13 protein-coding genes are annotated in these 12174 nt (G+C 45.4%); 8 read left to right on the top strand and 5 right to left on the bottom strand.

Annotated features, from left to right (window positions below):
- Positions 1 to 40: 40 nt before the first annotated feature.
- The 7 genes from DV872_RS03390 to DV872_RS03360 are packed head-to-tail and all read left to right on the top strand — an operon-like array spanning position 41 to position 5194.
- Positions 41 to 403, top strand: a complete 363-nt coding sequence (locus tag DV872_RS03390) for a hypothetical protein (RefSeq protein ID WP_114628444.1) — start codon at positions 41 to 43, stop codon at positions 401 to 403.
- Entirely contained in the window at positions 403 to 741 is a 339-nt protein-coding gene (locus DV872_RS03385) for a hypothetical protein (RefSeq protein WP_114628443.1), read from the top strand. The genes DV872_RS03390 and DV872_RS03385 overlap by 1 nt, the downstream gene beginning before the upstream one ends.
- The gene (locus DV872_RS03380; protein ID WP_114628442.1) at positions 648 to 1487 is read left to right on the top strand and encodes a glycosyltransferase; all 840 of its coding nucleotides are present in this window, start codon (positions 648 to 650) and stop codon (positions 1485 to 1487) included. Before DV872_RS03385 ends, DV872_RS03380 begins: the two co-directional genes overlap by 94 nt.
- Positions 1484 to 2731 (top strand): ATP-grasp domain-containing protein, encoded by a 1248-nt coding sequence (locus tag DV872_RS03375; protein WP_114628441.1) that lies wholly within the window; start codon positions 1484 to 1486, stop codon positions 2729 to 2731. The genes DV872_RS03380 and DV872_RS03375 overlap by 4 nt, the downstream gene beginning before the upstream one ends.
- Positions 2728 to 3657: an ABC transporter substrate-binding protein gene (locus DV872_RS03370; protein WP_114628440.1), complete on the top strand. Its 930-nt coding sequence runs from the start codon at positions 2728 to 2730 to the stop codon at positions 3655 to 3657. The genes DV872_RS03375 and DV872_RS03370 overlap by 4 nt, the downstream gene beginning before the upstream one ends.
- Positions 3654 to 4424, top strand: coding sequence for an ABC transporter permease (locus DV872_RS03365; protein ID WP_114628439.1), 771 nt, complete (start codon positions 3654 to 3656; stop codon positions 4422 to 4424). Before DV872_RS03370 ends, DV872_RS03365 begins: the two co-directional genes overlap by 4 nt.
- Positions 4421 to 5194 carry an ABC transporter ATP-binding protein gene (locus DV872_RS03360; protein WP_114628438.1) on the top strand — a complete coding sequence of 258 codons (774 nt, stop codon included), beginning with the start codon at positions 4421 to 4423 and terminating at the stop codon, positions 5192 to 5194. Before DV872_RS03365 ends, DV872_RS03360 begins: the two co-directional genes overlap by 4 nt.
- Positions 5195 to 5277: 83 nt before the next feature.
- Here the strand turns inward: DV872_RS03360 and DV872_RS03355 are convergent, their stop codons facing one another.
- Positions 5278 to 6156, bottom strand: a complete 879-nt coding sequence (locus tag DV872_RS03355) for a rhodanese-like domain-containing protein (RefSeq protein WP_114628437.1) — start codon at positions 6154 to 6156, stop codon at positions 5278 to 5280.
- 505 nt (positions 6157 to 6661) lie between these two features.
- Positions 6662 to 9739 carry a glycoside hydrolase family 2 TIM barrel-domain containing protein gene (locus DV872_RS03350; RefSeq protein ID WP_114628436.1) on the bottom strand — a complete coding sequence of 1026 codons (3078 nt, stop codon included), beginning with the start codon at positions 9737 to 9739 and terminating at the stop codon, positions 6662 to 6664.
- A 133-nt stretch (positions 9740 to 9872) separates the two neighbouring features.
- Here DV872_RS03350 and DV872_RS03345 point away from each other — a divergent pair, with 133 nt between their 5' ends.
- On the top strand, positions 9873 to 10727 hold the full coding sequence (locus DV872_RS03345) for an AraC family transcriptional regulator (protein ID WP_114628435.1): 855 nt from the start codon (positions 9873 to 9875) through the stop codon (positions 10725 to 10727).
- Here DV872_RS03345 and DV872_RS03340 read toward each other — a convergent pair.
- The 3 genes from DV872_RS03340 to DV872_RS03330 all read right to left on the bottom strand — a co-directional run bounded on the left by DV872_RS03340 (position 10706) and on the right by DV872_RS03330 (position 12125).
- Positions 10706 to 10933 carry an RND transporter gene (locus tag DV872_RS03340; protein WP_114628434.1) on the bottom strand — a complete coding sequence of 76 codons (228 nt, stop codon included), beginning with the start codon at positions 10931 to 10933 and terminating at the stop codon, positions 10706 to 10708. The two genes, DV872_RS03345 and DV872_RS03340, sit on opposite strands and share 22 nt — an antisense overlap.
- A gap of 52 nt (positions 10934 to 10985) precedes the next feature.
- Positions 10986 to 11369 (bottom strand): C-GCAxxG-C-C family (seleno)protein, encoded by a 384-nt coding sequence (locus DV872_RS03335; RefSeq protein ID WP_114628433.1) that lies wholly within the window; start codon positions 11367 to 11369, stop codon positions 10986 to 10988.
- Positions 11370 to 11471: 102 nt separating this feature from the next.
- Complete coding sequence (locus DV872_RS03330) at positions 11472 to 12125, bottom strand: hypothetical protein (protein WP_114628432.1); 654 nt, start codon at positions 12123 to 12125, stop codon at positions 11472 to 11474.
- Positions 12126 to 12174 lie beyond the last annotated feature (49 nt).

Raw genomic sequence — 12174 nt, 5'->3', positions numbered from 1 at the left:
TGTTCTGAATTATCTATTCATGTTATCATGGGCCGGTCAAATGAAAAGAAATATTACGTTTAAAATCATTTTTCTCTTCATCCTCTATTTTGCCTTTCAATGGTCTGGTCAATATGCGGCCGGGAAGCTGGCGGAGGAGGGGAGCAGACTCTTTCTATTATTGATGTATGGGGGCTTTTTTCTCCGGGCCTTTGTCTGGATTGAAATCCTGAGGGATATGAAACTGATTTCCGCCTATAGTATGAGCAGTCTCTCCTATCTGATCATTCCTTTACTTTCCCGGTGGTTCATGGGAGAGAGTTATAAGAGTACTTATTTCATGGGAGGAGTGTTGATTCTTGCGGGTATTATCATTTTTTCTGTGGGTGAGCAGAAGCAGACGAAGCTGATGGAAAATCTCTGATGGCCTATGTTCTAATGCTCTGTGTTCTCCTTCTTGTTGCGGCGGGACAGACCCTTCTAAAGAAAGGATTGCTTCTTTCCAAAGCCCGAGGCAGAGGTCGCATAGCATCTTTTTTCCATCCTCTGGTTATTGCGGCGGGGATGATGGTTGTGGCCTCTCCTTTCCTCTATATAAGGGTTGTTGCTCTTCTGGGATTGAGTAATGCCTTTGGTCTTAATGCCCTGAATTACCCCCTGATTTTCATATTATCCAGAGTGATGCTGAAAGAGAGCTCCAACCCCTGGCACTGGTCAGGTCTTATTCTCATTACATCAGGAGTTTTCATCTGGTCAATCTGACAGTCGTTATACCCCTGTATAAGGGATCATCCCATATCAAGCCTCTCTGGAATTCATTGATTCCTCATCTCATCTCACTCCCTGTGACGAATATAGAAATTCTGTTTGTGGATGACGGGAGTCCTGATGATGCTGTGGATCAGCTCCTGGCTCTCAGAAGATCTGTCCCCAAAGGGCTTGTGGTCAGGATCATAAGACTGGCTGTCAATGCAGGTCAGCAGGCGGCGGTCTATTGCGGTCTTGAGCATGCAGAGGGGGAGAGGGTTCTCACCATGGATGATGATCTGGAGCATCCCCCCTCATTCATAGAAGAATTCCTGGAGCAGTCAGAGGGTTTCGATCTCAGTTATGCTCTGCCGCAGCTGGATAAAAGAACAGGGGCTCTTAAACTGGGCAGCCGGATGAGGGATCTTTTTTTCAGAAAAATCCTGGGATGTCCCAGGGATATTACACCCGGCAGTTTCCGGGTCATCAGCCGGCAGGCCGTTGATGCCATAATCGGGAGGAATGGGTCTTTTGTTTATGTCTCGGCTCTTCTTCTGCGAAGTCTGCCGAACATGAGAATTCAGAATCTGTATTATTCCCGGCTCCCGGAAAGGGGAACCGGGCAGCAGCAGTCCCGATTTACAACCGGAGGACGAATCAGACTGTACCTGGGTCTGACCCTCCATTATGGCCTTCTGTTCGGTATACCCCCTCATCTGAGGAGCCGTAAAAAAGCCTATATAATCAAGGATGAATTATGACCGTACATGTTCTGGGTGGCGGCCCGGCACAATTGAATCTTATCAGACTTCTAAAGGACCGGGGACATAAGGTCGCCGTCTCTGATATGAATCCCGACTCTCCCGGTCTTGCTCTGGCCGATTTCCCATCCCCGGCCAGCAGCTTTGATCCTGCCGCTGTTGCAGAGGCTGCCCGGACGGCATCAAGTGATTGTCTACTCACTCTTGGCACGGATCAGCCTGTTTTGACTGCGGCCCTGGTCTCCGAAGAACTGGATCTTCCCTATTTTCTCTCATCAGCACAGGCCCGGCTTGTGACCAATAAGAAAGATATGAAACAGATGTTTCTCTCAGAGGGTATCCCCACGGCCCCTTTTCGCCTTATCAGTCCTGATTTCAAAGATGAGGAGCTGGAAGATCTGAATTTTCCTCTGGTCATCAAACCCCTGGACAGTCAGGGGCAGAGGGGTGTTCTGAAAGTCAGAAATACAGCTGAGATTCGGGATCATATGCAGGAAGTTCTGGGGTATTCAAGAGAATGTGAAATCCTGGCGGAGGAGTATTATCCCTCCGAGGAGATTACCCTGAGCGGCTGGGTTTATAAAGGAAATCTGCATATTTTCTCGATTACAGACAGGGTCACCATAGAAAATGATCCCTATATGGGAGTCTGTATATCACACCGTTATCCGAGTGTCTTTCATCAGGACTGGGATGAGCTGGAATCTCTGAGCAGAAAAATATGCCATACTGTAGGCTTGCAGGAGGGGGCTGTCTATTTTCAGATCCTGGGCGGAGAGAAAGGATTTTTTGTCAATGAGATTGCCTGCCGTCTGGGAGGCGCCTATGAAGATGAATTCCTTCCAGCCCTCTGCGGTGTGGATCCCCTGGAGCTTTTAATTGATCAGACCACAGGGGAAGGGTATAATTGGAGCCGTCCGGAGGAGATGACTGCAAAGCGACAGGGCCGTTATTTTTCCCTGCAGATGTTTTTCTGCAGACCCGGTAAAATCATGAAACAGAGTGGAATGGATCAGCTGCTTCAGTTTCCCGGGACAGGGAAGGGCAGATTTCTCCTTAAAGAGGGCACATCTATCGGGAACCGGGAGAATTCGACTCAGAGAGCCGGATACTTTTTTATCTATGGGAACAGCCCGGCAGATATAAACAAAAAAATTGACCTGGCCTATGAGTCCCTGGAAATCCTGGATGAGCAGGGCAGGCAGATGATAGAACTTGAAAAAAGGATGTACTTTCCCCAATGAAGATAATCAAGGTTGTTTTTCTTTTATTCCCAATTATGCTTCTTTTTTCCTGCGGCAGGTCAAGTGACAGTGTCAGCATCGCACAGCAGTACGGTCTGGCGTATGCTCCTGTACAGATCATGAAGGATAAGGGTTTTCTTGAGGATGAACTCAAAGGGAAAACCGAAGTGAAGTGGATAAGACTGGCTAATACGGCTGCTATTCGTGAGGGAGTACTTGCGGGTGATGTTGATGCGGGATTTCTCGGAATCCCACCCTTTCTGATCGCCATTGATCAGGGAATGCCCTGGAAGCTTCTTTGTGGAATCTCTCAGTCTCCTCTGGGACTTGCAGTACCCGCAGGACGTTGGGCTAATCTTGAAGATATTCCCCTTGATGTGAAAATTGCTCTTCCTCAGCCCGGAAGTATTCAGCATATTCTCCTTGCCATGGCTCTGAAGAGAGAAATGGGAGATGCATCCTATTTTGATAAAAATCTTCAGTCTCTGAAGCATCCCGACGGGCTCAATGCTCTTGTGGCAGGCTCTGTGGACGCTCATTTCACCTCTCCCCCCTATATTTTCATGGAAGAGGATATGGATGAGTTTGAAGTAATCCTGAAAGGAGAAGAGGCCATGGGCTCTCCTTTTACTTTTATTGTTTCCATGGTGACAGATAAGGCTGTATCAGAGCTTCCTGATTTTCCTGCAGCATTGATTATGGCACTGGAGCGTTCAATGGAATTTATGGAAACTCATCCTGATGAATCTCTGCAGCTCCTCTCGGAAGCTTATAATATTGATAAAATTAAACTGGCCGACTATATGAACCGGCCCGGGATGATCTATGGCAGCGATGTTCTCGGCCTTGAGGAATTTATCTCATTTATGGCTGCAGAAGGATATCTTGAGAATATCTCTGACAGCGGAGGGATACGCATTAAATGAAGCGTATAGCGGGTTCTTCAGTTTTCTGGATTCTTCTGATTGTTCTTCTCTGGGAGGGCATTTACAGGAGCGGCCTGCTTCATCCTCTGGTATTTCCGTCTTTGGGAGATATTGTACTGACGGCGGGAAATGATTTTAAAAGCGGAGAGTTGCCTTTAAATATTCTCAGCTCACTTTTTCTTATCTTTATCTCTTTTATACCATCCATCATCATCGCTTTTCTGATGACCCTTCTCTCCAGGAAATCTCTGCAGCTCAAGGCTCTTTTCAGAACGCTTGCCAATCTGGCACATCCTCTGCCGGGAATTGCCCTGCTCCCTGTTCTGATCCTCTGGACCGGTCTGGGACAGCATATTATTGTTCTTATGGTTATCCATTCTGTGTTGTGGCCCCTCCTGGTTAATCTGGAGAGCGGAATGGATGAGACTCCGGAAATCTGGCTGAATCTGGGACGCAATAATAATCTGAACTCCAGAGAGATGTTTTTTCAGATACTCCTCCCCGGAGCCTACCCATATCTTCTGGCGGGTTTGAAAATCGGCTGGGCCCGTGCCTGGCGTGCTGTTATTTCGGCCGAGATGATTTTTGGAACTATCAGCGGAGCCGGCGGTCTGGGCTGGTATATCTTCAATAAGCGGATTTTCATGGACAGCGCAGGAATGTTTGCGGGTATTCTGATCCTTATGATTCTGGGGATACTTGTGGATCAGCTGATTTTTGCTCCACTTGAACTCAAGGTAAACCGCCGCAGAGGGAAAAGCCTGTGAATGTGCTTGAATGCAGTTCTATAGATTTCTCATACCCTCTGCAGAACGGTTCCTCCCTTTCCATTCTCAAAGACTTCAGCCTGAAACTGGCCCCCGGGGAAATCCTTTCCCTTCTGGGACCTTCGGGCTGTGGGAAAACGACAGCTCTAAATCTTCTTGCCGGATTTTTAAAAGCAGAAATGGGCCGGGTAAAATATAAGGGTAATGAATTAGAGAGTCCCTTTTCCAGTGGACAGATGATATTTCAGGACAGTAATCAGCTGCTTCCATGGCTGACTGCAGAAGAAAATATCCTTTTTCCAATCAGCCGGCGTCGTTTTCCGGGGATGAGGGTCAGGGTTGATGAAAAACAGAGACAGAAGCTGGATAATATCCTATCTCTGGTAGGGTTGATGGATTTTAGAGCCTATCATCCTGTGAAATTATCAGGGGGGATGAAACAGCGCTGTGCCCTGGGCAGAGCACTTATGGCAGATGCGGAGATCCTTTTTATGGATGAACCATTTGGAGCTCTTGATACACCCTCAAGGCGTGAGCTGCAGAATCTTCTTCTGGATCTCTGGAAAGAGAAGGGCTTGTCCGTTGTTTTTGTCACACATGATATTTCTGAAGCTATTAACCTTTCAGACCGCATTATGCTTTTCAGCCGACCGGGTTCCCGGGTAAGAGAAATCCAGGTGAGTTTGAACAGACCCAGGGATAGAAGAGAGAGCTCTTTTAAAGAGATGGAATTTGATATCTATTCTTCACTGGCTGATACTGAAGAATAATCCTGCTTTAAGTCCGGGACAAAAAAAATCCTGCGCTTATAAAAACCGCAGGATGATCTTAATAATATAATTATTAAAAGGGATTATTTAACGACAGGAAGACCTTCGTTACCCCAGCCTGAACCACCGGTTCCGGCTGTTCCCATACCACTTTTAATAGAGGCTGCATCGTATCCCATCATTCTGAGAACACCTACAGTCTGACCGGCAGTCTGACCGGAGTAGCAGTAAACAAGAACTTTCTTGTCCATGGGGAGCTGATCGAAAGAAGTCTGCATGTTCTCACCGAAAGGAATGTTGATTGCACCTTCGATGTGACCCTTGGCGTAATCTTCAGCTGATCTGATAGAAACGATTACCGCACCATCAATGTCCATGGCTTTAGAAGCCGCAACGATGTTGTTGGGAGTTGCAGGATCAGATTTCAGGTTGTTGAAGTAATCTACGGCTGCAGCTTTTATATCGGCATCAATTCTTACACCGGAAGCTTCGGGAGCCGCGTTGGCAGCAGTTTCAACATATGTTTCGAATCCTTCAGTCTTGGCTATACCGAGGTTCCATCCGTATTTGATAGAACTTACATTGAATCCTGCAATATTAAGAACAGCGGTAGCCTGACCTGCAGTCTGACCTGTGTAGCAATTTACATAGATGGGCTGATCATCGGGCAGCCAGTCGATTGCTTTTGCAAGTTCGGGACCCCAGGGAACGTTTACTGCACCCTTCAGGTGGCCTTCTGCATAAACATCAGCCTGTCTGATATCCAGGATCAGAACGTCTGCACCGGCATCAATTGCTTCGAAAGCCTTTGTCGCGGGAACAATTCTGGAACCGGGGTAATCTGCAAAGTACTCAGCTGCAGCATCTGCTACAGGGTTAGAAGGGGCATCCTGCTGACCTTCGGCAAACATTGCCATGGGCAGTACTAAAAGAGCCATAAATAGAACAAGAATCTTTTTCATGTATAGTTTCTCCTTAGAGCCGTCAGCATATTTATACTGAAAGCTTAAAATATAAGGAACTGCTTTCACAGAACCTTTAAATCACAAGTTAGCGGAGTGTATCAAATACACCTAATATTGTCAGGTATTATCCTGGAAACTTAAAAACATTTCCGGGTCCAGCCATGCAGTGTCCTGAATATTCAGGTAATTATACAGTGCATTTTATGAATTAAGAGTAACTTCCAAATACATGCTATGTCAACTAAATATCAAGAAATCATTGAATAAAAAACATAACTACCCTTTTTAATCATTAGTAAAAAGATAGTGAATGATGTTAATTGTCTACTCTGGAAGGTTTTGCAATCTATAAATAAATATATATAAAAAAATATATATTTATTTATAGTGAACACAGGTGTATTGAAGACAACTGTAATATCTGTTGTCTATGAAGAACTTCATATAATCCACACACAAAAACCGCTGGTAAGAGCGGTTTTTGCGGCCTGTTAATTTATATTCAGAACAATGAAATGAAAAAGTCGAATCTATAAACTCCAGGGCTTATTTCATACTCAGTTCTAGTCTGAGGACCGCAGCTTCCTGTTCCAAGACCCCTCTGAGCCATATCAAGGGTCAGCCAGGTCTCTTTCTTTTCAAGCAGATCTGTCACATGACGTGAGGCGTATAGATCTTCAGCACTGTGATGGAGAGCTGAGAACTCAAAACTCCTGTCAGCTTCAATTTTTAAAGTTCTGTTTCCATCAGATAATTCCACCCAGCGGGTGCTGCTGTGATTTCCGCATTCCTGGGGAAGAATGTAGGGAACAAACTGTTCTGTTACACTCTGCCTGTAGATGCCGTAGAATGCAGAAGCATCTCTATCAATATAGTTTTCATGAGGTCCCCGTCCATACCAGTTCAGCTGTTCAAAATTATCTTCAAGAGGAAGAATAAGACCTATTCTGGGAAGGCTGGGGTATTCATGGGGGATCATTACTTCAGTTTCGATGACTATGCCCTTTCCCGAGGGTATAATTTTCTGATTCATTGTAATTTCAGGCATTCCATCGGCTGTGCTGTACTTTTTCTTTATCTCCAGTATCCGGTGATTCTGAGTCATTAGCTCTGTGTTTGAGACTCTGAGCTTATGAAGACCGGCTTTAAGCCATTTGCCCAGGGGCTTGTCTTCCTGCCCCGACCATTCCCTTATTCCGTCATTGTCTGTTGCCGCTCTCCATAGATTGAGTTCCAGACCCGTTTTCAGAAGATTCTTTCCCTCTTTGTCTTTCAGGAGCAGATTATTCCCTTCTAAAAAGGCAGTGACTGCAGCCGCAGTTTTATCTGTATTTTCCGGGCCGGCAGTATTTAATGCAAATGAGTAGTTTCCTGAAAGGCGTAGCTGTTCTTCTGCAAGTAAATGATCTTTTTCACACCAGCTTTTTGATTCTCTGACTCTGACTTTGATATTCAGAAAGTATTCGAATCCATTTATGGCTGCAGGAATTGAAACGGGGAGAGATATCTCCATCATTTCTTCTGGATCCAATGACGGAAGCCTCAGAATGCCGGAACTCTGAATTTCCCCGTTTTTTAAAAGCTCCCATTCTCCCTTCAGCCAGTCCATATTAGTGAAATCCTGCTTATTCCGGACCTGAACAGTCGTCAGTCGGCCTTCTCCTGAGGAGAGGGTAAAACTGACAGGCTGCTTAAGATACTTACACTCCCACATGGCGGGGTGAGGAGTTCTATCCGGCCAGATCAGACCATTGATACAGAAATCGGAGTCATGCACAGCTTCATTGTAATCACCGCCGTAGGCCCAGTACTCCCTGCCGTCTTCAGTTTTCTTTGTCAGTCCCTGGTCAACCCAGTCCCAGATAAAGCCGCCCTGCAGACCGTGAGTCGTTTCAAAGGCATGCCAGTAATCTTTCAGGCTGCCGTTGCTGTTTCCCATGGCATGGGAATATTCACAGGCTATATAGGGACGGTGATCCTCGGTCTCTGTTGCAAAGTGGACCATCTCTTCCACGGTTTCATACATAGGGCAGTAGATATCCGTGGCAAAGGCTCCCCATCCGGTTTTATGAACAGGAGTACCCTGACCCCATTCGGGACGGACAGCACCTTCATAGTGGAGAACCCTGGAATCATCAAACCTTCTGATCCATCCGGCACAGGCATCATGATTCGCTCCGTATCCGGATTCATTCCCAAGGGACCACATGATAATTGAGGGATGGTTCTTGTCTCTATGAACCATTCGCTGAACCCTGTTTAAAAAGGCAGAACTGAAACGGGGATCTCTGCATATCTGATCATAATAGTCGTGTGTTTCTATGTTGGCTTCATCAACAAGGTAGATACCATACTCATCACAGAGCTCGTACCATTCCGGTGTATTGGGATAGTGAGATGTTCTCACGGCATTGAAGTTAAACTGTTTGAGGAGTTCAATGTCCTTAATCATCCCTTCCCGGCTGACTGTTTTTCCTGTTTCCGGTTCATGTTCATGTCTGTTGACTCCCTTTATCATGACGGCTTTACCATTGATAAGGAGTTCTCTGTTTTTTATCTCCACTTTTCTGAACCCGCTGCGGCAGCTGACGGCTTCGACAATGCTGCCGTCAGGTTTATGCAGGGCTGTAACAAAGGTATAAAGTTCCGGATGTTCAGAGGACCACATCCTGATATCTTCAATCACCGCAGTAAAACGGATCTCTCTGCCGCCGATTTTATCGCTATCTGTGTGCCTTATGTCTCTGAATCTTGTAGTACCCAGTTCGGGGCAGTCCCATTTTATATTGCCTGCAGAATCATAGAGTGTCCCGGAAAGACCAAAGACTTCATGGGCTTCATTGATTGAGTCGGTCTGCACCGAAATTTCCATTGACCCTTTTCCCTCTGGAAGGGGTTCACATTTTACAAAGAGGTCGGCAATTCTCTCTTCATCCGTTGAATAGAGATAGACATCCCGGTAAATCCCGGCCATCCACCAGTGGTCCTGATCTTCCATGAAACTTCCGTCTGACCATCGGATGACAACGGCACAGAGGCTGTTCTCTCCTTCTTTGAGATAGGTGCTGATATCAAAGGCGGCGGGGGTTCTGGAATCCTTACTGAATCCTACTTCCTCTCCATTTATATATAAAAAGAATGCACTTTCAACACCGTCAAAGTGGATGACTGTACGTCGGTTCTTCCATCCCCCGGGTAGATTGAAGCTGGTATGGTAGATACCTGTCGGATTTTTTTCAGGTACATGCGGCGGCTTTACGGTAAAGGGCATCTGTACATTGGTATACCAGGGATAGTCTCCCGTATCTTCCATGGTCCAGTTTGCAGGGACTTTTATTTTTCTGCTTTTCAAGGGAACCATTTTTATATCTTCGGGGCTCACATCTTCGGGTTTCTCTTTCAGGAGAAAATCCCAGTGACCCTTCAGGTTCATAAACCAGGGAGATTTTTCAGGATTTCTTTCCAGGGCACTCTCTATATCTGCAAAAGGGAAGAGTGTGGAACGGGGTGGTATTGTTGAAATCGAAGGTAACTCGGGTTGTATCCAGGGTTTATGGGCTGCCAGTGGGGAAAAATACATGGGGATCTCCTCTTTATTGATCAGGGTCTAAGGGTTAATTCTGTATTCTGGTATCTTATTTTCTTCTTAATATCTGTTTTAACAGATGCCTTAGCCTTGGAAAATGGGGCTTATGGTATATATAATGTGCTAAATGGTATATCCGGGAAATGATCATATAAGAGAAGAGCTAGTCTTCCGTTCTCTGGGAGAGCCCTCTCGCAGGCAGCGTATCGGCTGTGGTTTTATGTATAAGGGCGGGGTCTCTGTGGATGAATATGAGAGTTATTTTTCTTCCTATGCTCTTGTGTATGTCATCAGGGGCAGAGGAAAATACATTACAGAACAGGGGCAGGAGATTCCCCTTGAGCCGGGTAGTCTTTTTCAGCGTCATCCAGGTATTCTTCACTCTACTCTTTTAGATCCGGAGAGCCGCTGGCTTGAGTGTTTTCTTGATTTCGGGGAAGACATGTACAGAGCTCTTGTCTCTATGCGTCTGGTTTTTCCGGATGAACCGCTCTGCTGGCTACCTCCCGACAGCGGTATTGAAGAGGAGTTCTACCGGATTATGATGAGTCTTAAAGAGGCGTCCGAAAGGGAGCTGCCCCATTACAGTATGGAGATTTTGCAGTTCTGTGCATCCCTGCTTGAGCGTTCCAGAAAGGGAGATGAACCGGGTTGGGACAGAGTTGAGCTCAGCTGCCGTGATTTCAATAGAATGATTGACAAGCGTTTTGATTTGAAAGAATACTGCTACAGCAGAGGATGGGGATACGAATCCTTCAGAAAGGTTTTTTATAAAAAAATGGGCCTCTCTCCGGGACAGTATATTATACAGATCCGTATGGATGAAGCCTGTCGGTTATTAAGAATTGGAGATCTTACTGTCAAGGAGACAGCCCTGAGGCTGGGATATAAAAGCCCCTATGAGTTTTCGGCTCAGTTCAGGCGCTATACCGGCTGGTCTCCCAGAGATTATAGAGGTGCTCAGCCTCTGGCGGCTCCGTAATCTCTTATTATTTTGATTATCAGCAGAATTGTAGGGACAAGATGGTAGAAAAGGTCGAAAATATCGATAGGTTTTTTCAGGGTACCTTCTCTCAGCATTATCAGTTTTTCAATTATATGCGGCATTGGTGTGAATGGTGCCAGCAGCATAAGAACGGCTGCTATAATAAGAAGCGGATATTCAATTTTATCTAGAAATGAAAACATATTAGTTCCCCTTTAATAAGTTATTGTTTTAGTTAATATTGCCCATGAAGCCTTAACTGCTCAGGGCCGAAGGATATTCAGGAAATACATCATTCAGATAGAGAGCCGCCTGTTCTACACATCCGCTGCAGCTGAGCTGGCGGGCTTTTCGGATCTTCCGGCAGACCAGATCGCCGGATTTTACCCGAAACCAGTTTGCAAAGTCCTCCATTTTATCAGGATGGTGTATTTCGAGAAGGTATGAAGCTGCATAATAGGCACCGCAGTACTTATTCGGAGCCTTACCGTGACCGTGTTTTTTGAATTCTATTACAAGTTCACTATCCAGAACCAGCCCGTTGGGATCATAGGTTTTCAGTATGGCCTGGGCACAGTTTATCCTCAGCTTGCGATTCTTGTGTTTAAAATGGTTCAGTACTGATTCTTCTCTTTTCATATAACCCTTTATTAAGATAATATGAAAAGAATATATATAAAATACAATATGTTGTCAATTTAAGGGAACGGCCATATTCGGGAATTTATTACAGAATATGTATTATATTGATGAAAAGTCTGTCAGTTTATGACTGTTTCTGTAGTCCGACATAAACTGCACATATATCTCTTTCCACACATCCGTATTGAAACTGGAGTCCCTTGGATTGGTCATTCCTGCTATCTGGCAGTCGGTGGCACCAAGGTTGAGAATCCAGGTCTTCATATTCACAGCCTGCCAGCTATAGATCTTTCCATTGCGGCCGCCCAGGGTAGGCATATTGTCATAAACATCTTTACCCGCCATCACTATTATATCCGGCTGTAATGCAATCAGAACCTCTTTGTAGATCTCCTGTCCCTGTTTCCACATCTCCCTTCCGGGATCGGAATAACCATCGTGAAGAATTCCCTGAAGAAACTGGTGATAACAGATACTGTTCCAGAATTTTTTTCGATCCAGTTTGAGAGAAGTTCCTAAACCTGATTTCCAGTGGCTTGAATCCGAGAGGACAAGTTCCAGAGCGGTATAGAAAGGATCACTTACTTTATTTTTGATAAGATCAGAGATATAGGATTCGATTGTTTTGTCCCGGTAACGGGCATCATAATAACTGCGGCCGATAATAAGCAGCCGGATATTTTCGGATGAGCCGTAATTTTTGCCTATCCATGGAGGATAGTTCACAGCCTTTCTGAAGTTAACTCTAGACATATGCAACTCCGCTGTATCTGATATATTTTTTGAAGAACTCTCTAATGAC

It is taken from the genome of Oceanispirochaeta sp. M1, from assembly GCF_003346715.1.
Lineage (GTDB): Bacteria > Spirochaetota > Spirochaetia > DSM-2461 > DSM-2461 > Oceanispirochaeta.
The sequence above is the reverse complement of the archived record's forward strand: the minus strand, read 5'-3'. Positions and strand labels throughout refer to the sequence as shown.